Origin of the sequence: Flavobacterium sp. YO64 (assembly GCF_004119505.1) — a bacterium.
Classification (GTDB): Bacteria; Bacteroidota; Bacteroidia; order Flavobacteriales; family Flavobacteriaceae; genus Flavobacterium; species Flavobacterium oncorhynchi.
Genome location: NZ_NRQV01000025.1, coordinates 14293 through 31864, shown reverse-complemented (window position 1 = coordinate 31864; position 17572 = coordinate 14293). Strand labels below are relative to the sequence as shown.

At 33.3% G+C, this 17572-nt stretch carries 10 protein-coding genes; 1 reads left to right on the top strand and 9 read right to left on the bottom strand.

Features of this window, described 5'->3' with window-relative positions:
• Nucleotides 1–27 precede the first annotated feature (27 nt).
• The 9 genes from BOW57_RS16220 to BOW57_RS16180 form a co-directional block, all read right to left on the bottom strand.
• Nucleotides 28–2439, bottom strand: a complete 2412-nt coding sequence (locus BOW57_RS16220; RefSeq protein ID WP_129055753.1) for a thiamine pyrophosphate-dependent enzyme — start codon at nt 2437–2439, stop codon at nt 28–30.
• 187 nt (nt 2440–2626) lie between these two features.
• The gene (locus BOW57_RS16215; RefSeq protein WP_129055751.1) at nt 2627–5377 is read right to left on the bottom strand and encodes an aminopeptidase; all 2751 of its coding nucleotides are present in this window, start codon (nt 5375–5377) and stop codon (nt 2627–2629) included.
• A gap of 216 nt (nt 5378–5593) precedes the next feature.
• On the bottom strand, nt 5594–6322 hold the full coding sequence (locus BOW57_RS16210; protein WP_089054389.1) for a TIGR00730 family Rossman fold protein: 729 nt from the start codon (nt 6320–6322) through the stop codon (nt 5594–5596).
• Between the two features lie 432 nt (nt 6323–6754).
• The gene (locus BOW57_RS16205) at nt 6755–7663 is read right to left on the bottom strand and encodes a hypothetical protein (protein WP_129055749.1); all 909 of its coding nucleotides are present in this window, start codon (nt 7661–7663) and stop codon (nt 6755–6757) included.
• 101 nt (nt 7664–7764) lie between these two features.
• Nucleotides 7765–10596: an excinuclease ABC subunit UvrA gene (gene uvrA / locus BOW57_RS16200; protein WP_129055747.1), complete on the bottom strand. Its 2832-nt coding sequence runs from the start codon at nt 10594–10596 to the stop codon at nt 7765–7767.
• Between the two features lie 101 nt (nt 10597–10697).
• A complete protein-coding gene (locus BOW57_RS16195; protein WP_129055744.1) occupies nt 10698–11651 on the bottom strand; it encodes a Fic family protein in 954 nt (317 codons plus the stop codon).
• Nucleotides 11652–11714: 63 nt separating this feature from the next.
• Nucleotides 11715–13499, bottom strand: coding sequence for a chloride channel protein (locus BOW57_RS16190; protein ID WP_129055742.1), 1785 nt, complete (start codon nt 13497–13499; stop codon nt 11715–11717).
• An 86-nt stretch (nt 13500–13585) separates the two neighbouring features.
• Nucleotides 13586–15265 (bottom strand): gamma-glutamyltransferase, encoded by a 1680-nt coding sequence (gene ggt, locus BOW57_RS16185; protein WP_129055740.1) that lies wholly within the window; start codon nt 15263–15265, stop codon nt 13586–13588.
• Nucleotides 15266–15299: 34 nt separating this feature from the next.
• A complete protein-coding gene (locus BOW57_RS16180) occupies nt 15300–15884 on the bottom strand; it encodes an ACP phosphodiesterase (RefSeq protein WP_129055738.1) in 585 nt (194 codons plus the stop codon).
• A 282-nt stretch (nt 15885–16166) separates the two neighbouring features.
• On the opposite strand from BOW57_RS16180, the gene glmM reads away from it, so the two are divergent.
• Nucleotides 16167–17555: a phosphoglucosamine mutase gene (gene glmM, locus BOW57_RS16175; protein WP_089054399.1), complete on the top strand. Its 1389-nt coding sequence runs from the start codon at nt 16167–16169 to the stop codon at nt 17553–17555.
• Nucleotides 17556–17572 lie beyond the last annotated feature (17 nt).

Genomic DNA, 17572 nt, shown 5'->3' with positions numbered 1-17572 from the left:
TTTTTTATCTAAAACATTCTAAAATTCTTAGTATAAACTAGGATATTTAGAAGGATTAACTTCATTCATCATGCTGTATACTTTCTCAAAAATATCTTCGGCAGAAGGTTTAGAGAAATAATCGCCATCAGTTCCGTAAGCAGGTCTGTGTGCTTTTGCAGCAAGTGTTTGTGGTTTGCTGTCAAGATAATTGTAAGCGTCTTGCTCTTCTAAAATTTGTTGCAGGATAAAAGCTGAAGCTCCGCCTGGAACATCTTCGTCGATTATTAATAGACGGTTTGTTTTAGCGATACTTTTTACAATGTCTTTATTGATATCAAACGGAAGTAAAGATTGAATATCAATTACTTCACAGTCAATTCCTAAGTCTAATAATTCTGTTGCAACTTGTTGTACCAACCTTAAAGTTGATCCGTAAGAAACTAAAGTAATATCAGAACCTTCTTTTAGGGTTTCAACAACACCAATAGGAGTTTTGAATTCACCAAAGTTTAAAGGTGTTTTTTCTTTTAAACGGTAACCATTAAGACACTCAATTACTAAAGCCGGTTCGTCGCACTCTAAAAGAGTATTGTAGAATCCTGCAGCTTGAGTCATGTCTCTTGGAACTAAAACGTGAATTCCGCGAATCGCATTTATAATCATTCCCATAGGAGAACCAGAATGCCAGATACCTTCTAAACGGTGTCCGCGGGTTCTGATGATTAATGGTGCTTTTTGTTTTCCAACCGTTCTATATTGTAATGTAGCCAAATCATCACTCATGATTTGTATAGCATATAATAGATAATCTAAATATTGAATTTCAGCAATTGGACGTAAGCCTCTTAAAGCCATACCAATTCCTTGTCCAAGGATAGTTGCTTCACGAATCCCGACATCGGCAACACGGAGTTCTCCGTATTTTTCCTGCATTCCTTCAAGACCTTGGTTAACATCACCGATGTTTCCAACATCTTCACCAAAAATCAAAGTTTCTGGATATTTAGAGAATAATGCGTCGAAATTATCACGTAGAATCATTCGGCCATCAGAATCTGGTTTTGCATTTTCTCCATATTCAGGTAAAACTTTTTTTACTGAATATACATTTTGCTCAGATTCAGAATGTAAATTACTACTGAATTTTTCTTGAGTAACTGCAATATAATTAGTAATCCAGTTTGATAAAAGCATTTTGCTGTTTGGGACTTCAACAAAGCGAAGAATCTTTCTGGCAAAAACTAAAATTTCCTTTTTTAAAGGTGCTTTTATTGCACTTAATTCTGAAATGTATTTTTTAATTCTGTCTTTATGGTTGATACTTGCTTCTGCAATTTGTTCCAATAAAGCCAAAAGATTTTTTTGATCTTCAATAATCGGGTTGATGAAAGAGTTCCAAGCTTCTTTTTTGGCTTCTAGAACTTCTTTTTTCAATTCAAAATCAATTTCTGCTAGTTCTTCTGGTGATGCAATATTGATTGCAATCATCCATAAACGCATTTGACGAATACAATCGAAATCTCTTTCCCAAGCTAAGCGTTCAGCATTTTTGTAACGTTCGTGAGAACCTGATGTAGAGTGTCCTTGTGGCTGTGTTAATTCGTTAACGTGAATTAAAACAGGAATATGTTCTTCACGAGCAATAGCGCCGGCTCTTTCGTATGTTGAAACTAATTCAGCATAATCCCAGCCTTTTACTCTAAAAATTTCATATCCTTTAGAATCTTCATCACGTTGATATCCTTTTAAGATTTCAGAGATGTTTTCTTTTGTAGTTTGATGTCTTGCATGAACAGAAATACCATATTCATCATCCCAAACACTCATTACCATAGGAACTTGTAATACTCCTGCAGCATTTATGGTTTCAAAAAACAAACCTTCAGATGTACTTGCATTTCCAATAGTTCCCCAAGCTACTTCATTTCCATTTACCGAGAAATTGTCTTTGATAGTAATACCGTCAACGTTTCTGTAAATTTTTGAAGCTTGCGCTAATCCCAATAATCTTGGCATTTGTCCAGCTGTAGGTGATATGTCTGAGCTTGAGTTTTTTTGTTTAGTCAGGTTTTTCCAAGATCCGTCTTCATTTAAACTGTGCGTAACAAAATGTCCGCCCATTTGTCTTCCTGCAGACATTGGATCAAAATTTAAATCAGTATGACCATATAAACCAGCAAAAAACTGTTGTGGAGTTAATTCTCCAATGGCCATCATAAAAGTTTGATCGCGGTAATAACCAGAACGGAAATCTCCATTTTTAAAGGCTTTTGCCATTGCTAGCTGCGGTACTTCTTTTCCGTCGCCAAAAATTCCAAATTTGGCTTTTCCTGTTAAAACTTCCTTACGACCTAAAAGGCTACATTCACGACTTGTAACTGCAATTCTGTAGTCGTTCAATACTTCAGTTTTGAAATCTTCAAACGTTAAAGTAGTATTGCTTTTTTCTTTTATCATAATCTTGTGGGTCATGTTGAGACTGCGAAATTACTTAAAAACAATTAATAATCATAATTCTTTAAAATAAATATAATTTAATTATTTGTATTTAAATTCAAAAAACTACGTATTTTATTTATGTTATTTTTATTGTTTTCGTTATTTTAATGATAATTATTTATGTTTTTGTTTAAAATTAATTCAATTAAAACCATTTTCGGGTGAAAAGATTAACTAATGTTTTTGGCGAGAAGGTAATTATGAATCGAATTTTTTCATTGTATTTATTTTGGGTGATTTCCCATCCATTATTAGAATAAACTGGAAAATATAATTCAAAATAGTCTGGAACTAAATTTAACCGAATACCGCTGTCATAAGCAAAATATTCGCTTTGATGTTTGTTTTTCAACAAACCTATATCACTGTAAACTTCAATCCAATTCCAGATTGCATAGCTGGCATTTAGAGTTGTCATCCATTGATTAGCATATGCTGGTGCAAGTTTAGACTTAAAACCTCCTTCGGCCATAACATACTGCTGACTAAAAAATCCTGTGGTTTCTGATCTTCCGAAAAAGTTATAGTCAAAAAGGTAATCTGTAGGTCTGTCTAAACCAAAACTAAAATAGTCTGAATTTGTTGTGTTGTAAAGGAAAGTTCCCGCGTATAACCTTAAATTTAATTTATGATTGTTTTCAAATAAACGTCTGTATTCTACTTCTCCAGAAAGTTTTCCAAAATCTCCAGAAAACTGAATATCATTCATATAACTGAAATGATTAATCAGTTCTGTTTTTGTATTAGAATATCTAGCATTAAAAATAGAGTAATTTGGTTTAGAATTGTCTGTAATGTAAGTACTCGCTTCTCGATTTACAATTACTTGTCTAAACATAAAGAGCTGTTTTCTATTGTCTCTAAAATTTTCTTCACGAATTCTAAATTGAACCATTGGATTCAAACGCAAATAAGTGGCATCTGGTGCGTAATGATAATAGTTTTGACTAATAGAATAACGAATATTATACAAGGTGCTGTGACGATAATTTTCGCTCCAAACAAAAGCTGATGATCCTGAGAGAGTTCCGGCTTTAATTGAATAGGCAGGAGTAATATCAAATGTAAACGGTTTGTCCAGAATGGTTTTATTATGAAAACGCATTCCGGGCGTAAAACCATCGTATAGGTTATACGATAGCGTAGGTATATATAAGATCTGATTGTAGTAAGGATCTTCCAGATCTTTTGCAAAATTAAATTTTATCGGACGATTGGTAATGGCAAGCGTTTTTAACGACTTCCAGTTGTTTCTCTGGTTAAACTCAGGAACTTCATTGTCGTAGTTTATAACGATTTTGTCTGCATTTTTACGATCAAAATGATAAACAGAATCATTTTCTAGAGGTTCAATCCATTGTTTAAAAACAACTTCATTTTTTTTAAGTCCAAAAATAGGAATTGGAGCATAAATACCCGTTCTGTTTTTAACCGAAAAAGCAATGCTGTCTGCTGTTCTAGAAACACTCGAAAATTTGTAATCAATAATATCACGAGAATCGATAATCGTTTTAAAAAACCAATCGATTTTTTTAGGACTTTTATTAATTAGTATTTTTTCAAAATCATATCGGTTAGTTTGTTCTTGTTTATTCAGATTGTAAAATTCCTGTACGCTTTCTGGTACAATACTATGGTTTAAGTAATCATCTAAATAGCTTAAACTTAGACCAGCTCTGTATTTACTCGCAATTTGTTCGTTAAACTTTATTAACGTGTTTTTTGGATCTCCAAGAGGTTGATCCAGATTTTTACGAGCCATCAGCATATAATAATAGCTGTATTGCTCATTAAAAGTTAAATTGGTGATGTTATAGCTGTTAAAGAGTTTCATTTTAGAAAGGTTGCCGAGCATTTTTTGATCCAAATGATTCTCTTCCATGTATTTTATCATGGCGTAAATCTGAATTCCATCAAAAATCCAGTTGTCTTTTCTTGGATCAAGACGAAGACTGTTTTTAAGATAATTGTTGAGGTAGGTTTTGAAAAAAGTAATTTCGAACATAAACTCATCTGTAAACGGACTTATAAAGGAAGGAAGCTGATTGAGTCCGTAAAACGGATTTCGATTATAATCAGCCTGCGAAACAGTGATTTTTTCATATGGATATTTCCCGATGAACTCGTTAGCAAAAGCGGTAACTCTATTAATAACAATTGCTTTTTGAGTTTCGCTGATTTTTTTATTGCTTAAATCCGAAAGAACTTCTAAAGAACCATTGCTGTAACTTTTAAAATTATTTTGTTTTTCGATTATTAAATTGAAATCTATTCTATTATTTCCAGAATACGAATACGTACTGAATAGAGGATTTGAAGCATCTTTTGAAATCGAATTTAAATCGGTAGTAATCGAGTAGTTGGCAGGTACTTTTATTTCAATTTGATAATCTGTAACGGCATTTGCGATGTCATCTAGGTTGAAATTATTGTATTTTGTAAAACGATGATTTTCAAATCGGGCAGGGCTTAGGAACCAGTTTTTTAAGTTCATTCCGCCATTTTGATCAAAACCGTAATGTGTAAATTTGTCGCTCGGAATTTTAGCAATATAGGTAATATGAAGATCAATTTGTTCTCCAGGACGCAGCTTTCGGTTTAATCTGACCACAATAAAATCGGGATTCTTGGCAGTTCGTTCCCATTCAAGCGCCATAAAATCAGTATCAGTCAGGTTTAAAATTGTTGTATTTCCCCTTTCTGTTGTTTTAGCCACGTGAAAACCTCTATAAAATTCATCCGAAAAACGTTTGGCAAGCGGAGTGTTTTTATCTGAAAATGCATTGTTCCAGTCATTCAAAACTATCGAAACTAAAGTATCATTAGAAGTATTGTGATACGTAATATCCTGCTTGATATTTAGTGTTTTAAGTTCAAGATTTACCGCAACTTCCATCTTAGATTGATGTTGGCCGTATTGTTTTACTGAACTGAATAAAACAAAAATAAGGATTATAATTTTAGATAATGATTTCAAGAATTTGGCGTAAAATTTTGGACTGTATCTTTAATGTACGTGTGTTCTGTTATTTTGGTTTTATGTAAAAATAGCATAAAAAAAGCTGTTTTAAAAAACAGCTTCTCTTTTTTATAATAATATAGAATTCAAACATTAGAAGTTTGGACTCAAATCGTATTTCTTGTAGAATTTATCTAAAACGTCAACAACTTCATCTTCAGTGTCTACGATTTTAAATAAGTTCAAATCTTCTGGGCTTACTGTATGCATTTTTTCGACCAAAACAGTTTTTACCCAGTCGATCAAACCAGACCAAAATTCAACTCCAACTAGAATAATTGGGAATTTTCCAATTTTTTTAGTCTGAATTAAGGTAATTGCTTCAAACATTTCATCCAAAGTTCCAAAACCTCCCGGCATAACCACAAAACCTTGTGAATATTTTACGAACATAACTTTTCTCACAAAGAAATAATCGAAATTCAGGTTTTTGTCGTGGTCGATATACGGGTTAAAATGCTGTTCAAAAGGCAATTCGATGTTTAAACCAACCGAAGTTCCACCGCCTAAATGTGCGCCTTTGTTTCCGGCTTCCATAATTCCAGGTCCTCCACCTGTAATTACGCCATAACCGGCCTTGCTGATTTTATAAGCAATTTTCTCAGCCAATAAATAATATTTGTCGTCTGGTTTTGTTCTCGCAGAACCAAAAATAGATACACACGGACCAATACGTCCCATGCTTTCGTAACCATTTACAAATTCGGCCATGATTTTAAAAATCGCCCAGCTGTCATTTGTTCTAATTTCATTCCACGTTTTTTGTTTTAAACGGTCTTGAATTACTTTGTCCTCATCATTATCAAAATCTTCTAATCTCATTTTAGGTATTTTAATTTATTATTCTATTTGTTTTTTTGCATGGACGAAGGAAGGAGCTGTTTACTTCGTCAGTTTACTATCGCTCGTGTCGTGCTGTCCACTATATTCCAGATAAACAAAAACTACGGCTAAAAAGCATTGTTTTCTAAATCGGGAGATGCCGTTCCCATCAGGGCTAGGGCACTTGATTTCAAATAAACACTTGGTTTAATTGAAACATCTTTCTTCAAATGTTCGAAATTTTGAAAAAAAGCGGTTACTAAATTAACTCTTTTTTTTAGAATTGTTATAAAAATGGAATTTTATAATCTAAATCAAGTATAATAAAAATATTGATTTTTTGTTTTTGGTTCATTATCAAAGAATTAAAATTATATGAACTTTAAGCGTGAAACAACTGAAAAGTAAAAAAGAGTTTATTGATTGCTGCTTTTAATTCAAATCTTTAATGGTTAGTGTTCTGTAAGTGTTGCAATACGTATTTCTGGGTTTGTTGTTTCTAGTTCCAGGAGTCAATATTTGATCATATGACGATATTACGCGATCAATCTCATTTTTTATAATGCTATTTGGAGCTATACAATTGGCCTTAACAATCCTTCCTTCAGCATTAATAGAAAATCGTGGACTAAAAATGATTTCACCTCGCAGATTCTGTTCACTAATGGTTTTAAGTGAAATATTCTGTATAATATATTCGTTTAGTTTTTCATACAAACAGCTATTGATTTCCCAGTTTGTTTGAAGATTTTCGCAACCTTTTGCAATCGGTAATTGGTCAACGACAGGGAACGTACTTGCTTTTATTATGATATTTTTATTTTCTTTGGCAAATAGTTGAATACTGATTTTTCCATGCTTGTCTACTTCTGAAAGTGATAATTTTTCTAAAGGATATTTTTTAAAAACTTCAATGACTTTTCTATCTAGTTCTTTATTTCCTGTATTGATATGAAAATTAGTTGGCTTCTTTTTTTTATTTATTTCAAAAGTTAATCGAATGGTATAGTTAAATTTACTATTTGAAATGTTTTTGTATAAGTAAGAAGATTTAATTGTAGAGAAATCAATCTTCTTTAAAAGGTTAGATTCTAAGTAAATCTTAAAGTAATTAGCTAAATCACTATTCTCACTGGGTTTTGCTAAAGTTTGAAATGTATTATTTTCACTTACATATTCCTCTTCAATTTCTTGTTTTGTGAAATAAGGATTATCAGCTTGTGTTTGTTGAATATTATTGATTCGTTCACGGACAACTTTGTTAAGGCTGTCTTTTTTTGTTTGTGAAGTGCCAGTGAATGAGAATAATAATATTGCAATGAATAATAAAATTGATTTCATATTCTATGTTTTTAAAACTAAAATATAAAATAATTAGTTTTAAAATATAACAATACTAAGAATCTTTGTCAAAGTTTGAAACTTTGACAAAGATTCATTTTTTACTCTAACTCTTTTTTCAAAAACTTAGCCGTATAACTTTTTTTATTTTTTGCCACTTCTTCAGGAGTTCCTTTTGCAACTAATTGTCCGCCGCCTTTTCCTCCTTCGGGGCCAATATCAATAATATAATCCGCAAGTTTAATAACGTCCATATTGTGTTCGATTACTAGAATCGTATTTCCTTTATCAACCAATTTATTGATAACGTCCATTAAAACACGAATATCTTCAAAGTGTAAACCAGTTGTAGGTTCGTCTAGAATATAAAAAGTATTTCCGGTATCTTTTTTAGATAGTTCTCCAGCTAATTTAATACGTTGTGCTTCACCGCCTGAAAGCGTTGTGCTTTGCTGCCCAAGTGTGATATATCCTAAACCAACATCTTGAATTGTTTTTACTTTTCTGTAAATCTTCGGAATGTTTTCAAAGAACGGAACCGCTTCATCAACTGTCATATCTAAAACATCCGAAATAGATTTTCCTTTATATCTGATTTCAAGAGTTTCTCTATTAAAACGTTTACCTTGACAAGTTTCGCATTCTACATAAACATCTGGTAAAAAGTTCATTTCGATAGTTCTTACACCAGAACCTTCGCAGGTTTCGCAACGTCCGCCTTTTACGTTAAAGCTAAAACGTCCTGCTTTGTAACCACGTATCATACTTTCAGAAGTCATCGTAAACAAGTTTCTGATTTCAGTAAAAACCTCAGTGTAAGTGGCTGGATTTGAACGCGGCGTTCTTCCAATTGGACTTTGGTCGATATCGATAACCTTATCAATATGTTCTAAGCCTTCAATCTTTTTATAAGGTTGTGGTTTTTTTACGCCATTAAAATAATAAGCGTTCAAAATAGGATAAAGGGTTTCGTTGATCAAAGTTGATTTTCCGCTTCCTGAAACTCCTGTAACGCAAGTTAATTGACCTAAAGGTATTTCTATCGAAACATTTTTTAGGTTATTTCCTGTGGCTCCAGTCAGTTTTAAAAACTTTCCGTTTCCTTCGCGACGCTTTTTCGGAATTTCTAGTTTCATTTTACCGTTCAAATATTGAGCAGTAATAGTGTTAGAAGCCAAAGTTTCTTTCGGAGTTCCAATGCTGATGATTTCGCCGCCGTATTTTCCTGCTTTAGGACCAATATCAATAACATAATCAGCGGTTTCGATCATGTCTTTATCATGTTCTACTACAATAACGGAGTTTCCAATATCGCGTAATTGCTCTAGAGATTTGATTAGTTTTTCATTGTCTCTTTGGTGTAAACCAATACTTGGTTCGTCCAAAATATATAAAACGCCAACCAATTGTGAACCAATTTGTGTTGCTAATCGAATACGCTGTGCTTCACCGCCAGAAAGTGATTTTGAACTTCGGCTTAAAGCCAAATAATTTAAACCAACATTCATCAAGAAGTTTAAACGATCTTTGATTTCTTTGACAACTTCAGAAGCTATTAAAAGTTGTTTTTCAGATAAATGCCTGTTTAAGTCTTGAAACCAAGCCGTTAAATCAGAAATATCCATATTACACAATTCTGTAATATTTTTTTCATTGACTCTAAAAAACTGTGCTTCTTTTTTTAAACGGGAGCCTTCGCAAACTGGACAATTTATTTCGTCCATAAAATCTTTTGCCCAACGTTTTATGCTGGTCGTTGCGCTTTCGTCATATTGATTTTTTATGAAGTTTGAAATTCCTTCAAAATCAATTTTATAATCTCGCGTAACGCCAAGGTCTTTTGAGTTTATTGTAAATTTATCTTTTCCGCCATAAAGAATCATTGTCATGGCTTCTTCAGGAATTTTTTCGATTGGATCGGTGATTTTAAACCCAAATTTTTCTCCGATGGTTTCTAATTGTTTAAAGATCCAAGAAGATTTATATTCGCCAAGCGGAGCAAAACCACCACTTTTAATTGATAATTTCGGATTTGGAATAATCTTTTTAACGTTAATTTCATGTACAGTACCTAATCCATTACAATGCGGACAAGCACCTTTTGGCGAGTTAAAGGAGAATAAATTCGGTTCTGGGTTTTGATACGAAATTCCAGTTGAAGGACACATTAAATTTCTGCTGAAATAACGAACTTCATTAGAATCTTGATCTAAAATCATCAATACGTTTTCGCCATGATGCATGGCAGTATTAATACTTTCAGCCAATCGTTTCTGATTGTCTTCTGTATTTTCGATAACCATTCGGTCTACAACAATTTCGATATCGTGCGTTTTGTAACGATCTAATTTCATTCCGGAAACTAAATCTTGCACTTCGCCATTTACACGAACTTTCAAGAATCCTTGTTTGGTAATTTGCTGGAATAATTCAGCATAATGTCCTTTTCTAGCTCTAATAATTGGTGCGAGAATATTGATTCGTTTTCCGTTAAAATCCTGAATAATCAAGTCTTTAATTTGTTCATCAGAATAAGAAACCATTTTCTCGCCAGTGTTGTAACTGTATGCGTCAGCACCACGAGCATAAAGAAGTCGGAGGAAATCGTATATTTCAGTAATAGTCCCAACGGTTGAACGCGGACTTTTACTGGTTGTTTTTTGTTCAATTGCAATAACTGGCGAAAGTCCGTCAATTTTATCTACATCTGGGCGTTCTAATCCACCAAGAAATTGACGGGCATAAGCCGAAAAAGTTTCGACATAACGACGTTGCCCTTCGGCATAAATGGTATCAAATGCCAAAGAAGATTTTCCCGAACCAGAAAGGCCTGTTATAACAACAAGTTTTTCACGCGGAATAGAAATATCGATATTTTTTAGATTATGAACTCTTGCACCAAGAACTTCAATAGTGTTGTCTTTATCTAGCATAATTTTGAGCAAAACGCAAAGTTACCACTTTGATTTGTTCTTTTTGTACTAGACTGCAAAACTTTATGTTACAATTAGTAACAAAAAAACGCTGGTGTAAACTAGCGTTTTCGTTTTCTGGTTGCCATATATTCTTCGATAGCTTCTTTGGTTGTGTACCAATTTCGGCCTTCTTTATAAGCGTCTATTTTTCCTGTTCGAGCAAGTAAACTTACGTATTCCTGACCGTATGGAGTGTCGGGTTCGCTTACTATATTTACGATTGGCTGGTAATCATAACTGCTTCCTGGCATTGCATTTAAGTAAATATTTAAAGTGCGTTCTAATGCCTGACACATTAAAAGTGTTAGTTTTTGATAATTACCATTATTGGCTTGATTTAACGCTTCGTAATATTTTTTCCTGTCATTTTTAAGAATAATAGCAGGTGGGAAACCGGAGCGCATCAATAATAAATTCATACTTAATCGAACAGTACGGCCATTTCCATCAAAAAAAGGATGAATCCAAACTAATTTATGGTGATAAATTGTTGCCAGTTCAATATCGTTTAAACCTAGCGGATTTGTATTGACAAAATCAATCAATTCATCTAAATAATCCGAAACTTTATTGGCGTTTGGAGGCATAAAATTAGCTCCTGAAATTCGAACGCCGCCATTGCGAATACGACCTGCAAAATCATCTTCGATGGAGCGCAAAACTAAACCATGAATCGAAAGAATATCAATGCTTCGAAGTTTGTAATTATCATCGACAATCGAGTATAAATAATCAATTGCTTTGTCATGATTGTGGGTTTCAAAATGTTCTCGAAGTGATTTTCCTTTTATGGTAATTCCTTCTTGAATTACCATTTGAGTTTCTCGTAAACTCATTGTGTTTCCTTCGATACTGTTTGAATTATAAGTCCATTCTAAAGATAAGCTTTCACGAATTTTATGCAAAGCAATGTTAGGCAGTGGTCTGCTGGTTTGCAGTTCTTGCCTTTTTTGGTACAATCTATCAAATGTTGATTGAAATTCTGTTCTGTACGTTAGGTCTATGTTCCACATTATGCGACAAATATACTTCTTAATATCGGATATTTAAAATTTTTAACGTATCCGATATTAAGGTTATTCTATTGTCATGGATTTTAATTTTGTTCTATAGGCTTCAAGCGCTATAGATTTGGAAATAAAGCCAAAGTATTTGTCATTTCGCAAAACGGGTAAAAATGCTGATTTTGATTTTTCGAATTTGCTCATTACAATTTCCATACTGTCGTACGATGAAATTGTTGCGGCAGGTGTTTTCATAACATCTTTAATCAAAGTGTATTTTACACGATATGCATTAAATATAATTTCGCGAATGTCATTAAAATGTACAATTCCTACGAGTTCTTTTTCATTATTTACAACTGCAAAAACGACCTGATTTGAATGTGAAATTAGATCCACTAATTTACTTAAATGGTCTTCAGGATGTACGGTTAAATAATCGCATTGTATAATAGAATCAATGTCTAAAGTCGAAAGAATGTTAGAATCTTTGTTGCTGGTAAAGGCATGTCCTTTTTTTGCTAAATTTTTTACGTCGAGCGAATATTTTTCAAAACGTTTAGAAATAGCAAAACTAATAGAGGAAACAATCATAAGCGGAATCATTAGGCCGTAACCTCCAGTTATCTCGGCAATTAAGAAAATTGCAGTTAATGGGGCATGAAATAAACCACTCAAAATTCCAGCCATTCCAACCATTGTAAAGTTGCTGATTGGTAAATGCGATAAACCAATTAAACTTACAAATTTTGAAAAGAAATAGCCTAAATAAGAACCTAAGAATAATGAAGGTGCAAAGTTTCCTCCATTACCGCCGCTTCCAATCGTGAGTCCAGAAGCGAATACTTTTACCATCATGGTGCAGCCCACAAACAAAAGAAAAACCCATTGATTGTTTCTAAAACTCTCGAACAAAGTATTGTCTAACAGTTTTCCTGGATCAGTTTCAGATAGTGTTTTGATGCTCTCATAACCTTCACCAAATAGTGTTGGGAAAATAAAGATTAAAAGTGCTAAAATTGAGGAGCCTATTAATGCTTTTTTATAAGGTCCAATTTTTAATTCGGCAAAATAATGTTCTATTTTTTGGAAATTTCGAGAATAATAAACAGCCATAAACCCTGTTAATAATCCTAAAATGATATAAAAGGGAATGTTATGAAAGTCGAATGTCTCTTGCTTTTTAAAAGATAATAAAATGCTCTCATCTAATACAATCGCAGAAACTAAAGCTCCAGTAGCAGCCGAAATCATAATTGGCGTAAAGGCCGAAATACTTACATCTACCAATAAGACTTCAATAGCAAAAAGAACTCCTGCAATTGGGGCGTTAAACGCTGCTGCAATTCCCGCGGCAACTCCACAGCCAATAAGTAAAGTTCGGTCTTTATAAGCTAATTTATAATTTTGAGCATAATTAGAACCAAAAGCAGCACCAGTTACAACAATAGGGCTTTCTAAACCCGCAGAACCTCCTAAGCCAACTGTTAACGAGCTGGTAATAATTTGAGCGTACATTTGTTTTTTCGGGATAATACTTGCTTTTTTGGCAACCGCGTATAAAATTTGTGATGTTCCCTTTTGGATAGTTCCATTAAGAACTTTGTTAATCACAAAAACGGTTAATAAAATACCAATTATAGGCAGGATACTATTGATGAAACTCAGTTTTAAAGTTCCGTTGATGTATGTTGCAAACGAAAAAACACTGTGAGCAAATGTCTTTAAAACAATTACAGCAAATGCACATGAAATACCTACCAAAACACTTGATAAAAAAATGAACTGCTTTGGTGTCATAACAGATTGCGACAAAGCAATTATACTTTCTAGTCTTCGAAAAAGTCTTTTTATCATTATTTTTTTTAAAATTTCAGGTGAGGTGCAAATTTAGTTTTAAACATTCAAATTTGCGTAATCTTTCTGCTTAAATCTTTTTCAGACTAAAAACCAGCGGCTTTATCATCTCCTCTAAAATCGGCGCCTCCTTCAAGTTTTTTATTTGGTAAAACCAAAATAGCATCAACCTTGCCAATTACAGGAGTTGTTTTTTCATTAATCAGATAACCTTTGGCAGTTAATTTTTCAAATGTATTTGTGCTGAAAGTATGAGGTTCAAAAGTAATAATGTCTGGAAGCCATTGATGGTGAAAACGAGGTGCATTTACAGCTTCCTGCATACCTAAACCAAATTCGTAAACATTTAAAATAGTCTGCAGTACCGAAGTTATAATAGTAGAACCACCAGGTGTACCAACAACCATAAATAATTTTCCGTTTTTCTCAACAATGGTTGGAGTCATTGAACTCAACATTCGTTTTTGCGGTGCAATACTGTTGGCGTCATTTCCAACTAATCCAAACATATTTGGCGATCCAGGTTTTGCACTAAAATCATCCATTTCATTATTTAAGAAAAAGCCTAATTCATCGCAATAGTATTTTGATCCAAAGCCATCGTTTATAGTTGTGGTTGCAGCAACAGCATTTCCAAATTGATCTACAATAGAGTAATGTGTCGTTTCGGTGCTTTCGCTGTACTTAATTTCTCCTTCTCTTATTTCTGATGATAAACTGGCTTTATCAAAACTAAAAGTCGACATACGTTCTTTTAAATACGAATCAGCCAAAAGTTCTTTTACTGGTATTTTAACAAAATCAGGATCTCCTAAAAATTGACTTCTATCCGCATAAGCTCTTCTTTCGGCTTCTACAATGACTTGAATGGCTTGCTCTGAATTGTGTCCCATTTTTGACAAATCATAAGGAGCAATCATTTTCATAATTTGAGCCAGACAAATACCGCCGCTGCTTGGTGGTGACATTGAAGTGATTTTTAATTCTTTGTAATTAAACTGCAATGGTTTTCTCCATTTAGCTTCATAACTTGCTAAATCTTTAAGCGTGATAATACCGCCGTTTTTCTGAATATAATCTACTAATATTTGCGCCGTTTTTCCTTTATAAAACTCATCTTTTCCATTTTTTAGAATTCGTTTTAAAGTATTAGCAAGCGCAGGATATTTGATGGTGTCTTTTTCTTTAAATTCTTTCGCCATAAGCGTATTTGGACCATTTGCTTTTACAATGGCATCATGGTAAGTTTCAAGTTGTTTTTGTTGTTTTTGAGTTACTACAACACCTCTTTCGGCTAAAGCAATTACAGGCTTTAAAATTTCAGAGATAGGCAGAGAACCTAGTTTTTTATGCACAGCAAATACTCCTGCAACAGTTCCAGGTACACCAATTGCTAATGCAGTTTCGGTACTTTTGCCTTTTATAACATTTCCATCTTTGTCTAAAAACATATCTTTTGTTGCCGCAAGTGGTGCTTTTTCACGATAATCTAAACTCCCAACTTCGCCATTTGCTTTGCGGTAAACCATAAAACCTCCTCCGCCAATATTTCCTGCATATGGATATGCAACTGCCAATGCAAGTTCTGTTGCAGCCATAGCGTCAAAAGCATTTCCTCCCTTTTTCATAATTGCAGCGCCTATTTTAGAAGCTTCTTCTCGAGCAGAAACTACCATAGCTTTAGATACAACCAATCCAGTTTGTTTTGAAGTTTGGGCAAAACTGCAAATGGAAATAAAATATAATATAAAGGTGATTTTTTTCATGATTAAATAAGAGTTTTTATAAGATCAATTGATTTTATAATGAAAGTAATTTTTGTTTAGATTGCGCTTGAACATCTTTAAAAAAAAGATCGAATTCGCGTTCAAATTCTGGATAGAATTCTTTGAGTTCCTGGCTGGCAAATTGCATTTTTGACTGATTTTTTGATCTTCGATCCATTTGTGTTAAAATATGCTGAATACCATCTATAGTTTGATAACTCCAAAGCCAATTTTCCCGAATCATTGTTGGCATTAAGTTTTGTGTTTTCTCAGTAAGAATTGGATAATTTTCGTGCAATGACCTGTAAAAACGATTAATAAAATGATCGAGTTTTTCATCAGAGTATTTTTCCCAGTTCTTAGCTAAAAAATGATCGTACATAATATCAACAATTACTCCTGAATAATGATGGTATTTTTCATGAAGTCGTTTAGTGCTTTGTCTGAACGTATCGTGCGAATCGGTGTAAGTGTCAATGAATCTATGCAGCAGTATTCCTTTTTGGACATCTTCAGGGAAATGTTCAAATTGTTTCCCACGAATGCCATCGGCCATAAAATTGCCAATTTTGATTAAATCATTTTCACCAGAAAGATATATATGGGCTAGGAAATTCATTTTTTGTGAGGTGCTAAGGTTCTAAAGTGCTAAGTTCGCTCTTGTAAAAGTATAAAAACTTTTTTAAATGATTTTGTTATAAAATTGTCTGGCATTTTATGAAATGGTTACATCACTTAAGAAATCTCGACTTCTGAAGAACTTACAACATTTGCGATTCCTAGTAAATTGAGATGTTGTTTTACTAAAATTTTATAGTATTTAAAAAATCTTAGCACCTTGGCAACTTAGAAGCTTAGTAACTTTTCTATATTTGTAATAAAATAACCATAACGCAGAAAAATGACTTTAATAAAATCTATTTCAGGAATACGAGGAACAATTGGTGGAAAAGTAGGAGATAACCTGACTCCTGTTGATGCAGTAAAATTTGCATCGGCATACGGTACTTTTCTAAAAAACAATACTTCAAAAGAAAAATTAACCGTTGTAATTGGTCGTGATGCCAGAATTTCTGGACCAATGATTCATAATCTTGTTGTAAATACTTTAATAGGTTTAGGGATCAATGTAATTGATCTTGGTCTTTCGACAACGCCAACTGTTGAAGTGGCAGTACCGCTTGAAAAGGCAGATGGTGGAATTATTTTAACAGCTTCTCATAATCCAAAGCAATGGAATGCTTTAAAATTATTAAACGAAAAAGGCGAATTTTTAAGCGGAGCAGAAGGAGCTAAAATTCTTGAAATTGCTGAAGCTGAAGCTTTCGATTTTTCGGATGTTGATAATTTAGGCGAGATTACACCAAATGATGCTTACATGGATATTCATATCGACGAGGTATTAAATTTGCCTTTGGTTGATGTTGAAGCGGTAAAAGCGGCAAAATTTAAAGTTGTTGTTGATGGAGTAAATTCATCTGGAGGAATTATTATTCCAAAACTATTAGAATTAATGGGAGTTGAAGTAGTAAAATTATACTGCGAACCAAACGGACATTTTCCTCATAATCCGGAGCCTTTAAAAGAACATTTGACTGATATTTCAGAATTAGTGGTGAAAGAAAAAGCACATTTGGGAGTTGTTGTTGATCCTGATGTTGATCGTTTAGCTTTTATCAGCGAAGACGGAGAAATGTTTGGCGAAGAGTATACTTTGGTAGCTTGTGCTGATTATGTTTTGAGTAAAACACCTGGAAATACAGTTTCAAATATGTCATCATCTCGTGCTTTACGCGATGTAACAAAAGCACACAACGGAAACTATGAAGCAAGTGCTGTAGGTGAAGTGAATGTGGTTGAGTTAATGAAAAAAAATAACGCTATTATTGGCGGTGAAGGTAATGGCGGAATTATTTATCCTGAATTACATTACGGAAGAGATAGTTTGGTAGGAGTTGCTTTGTTCTTAACTCATTTGGCAAACAAAAAAATGACTGTTTCGGCATTGAGAGCTTCATATCCAGAATATTATATGAGTAAAAACAAAATCGAATTAACACCGCAAATCGATGTTGATGCGATTTTGACTGCTATGACTGAGAAATATAAAAATGAAGATATTTCTACAATCGACGGTGTAAAGATTGATTTTGCAACTGAATGGGTACATTTAAGAAAATCGAATACAGAACCAATTATCCGAATTTATACTGAAGCGCCTTCACAAAAAGAAGCTGATGTTTTGGCTCTTCGAATTATTGATGAAATAAAAGAAATCGCTGGAATTTAATTTCACAGTATAAATAA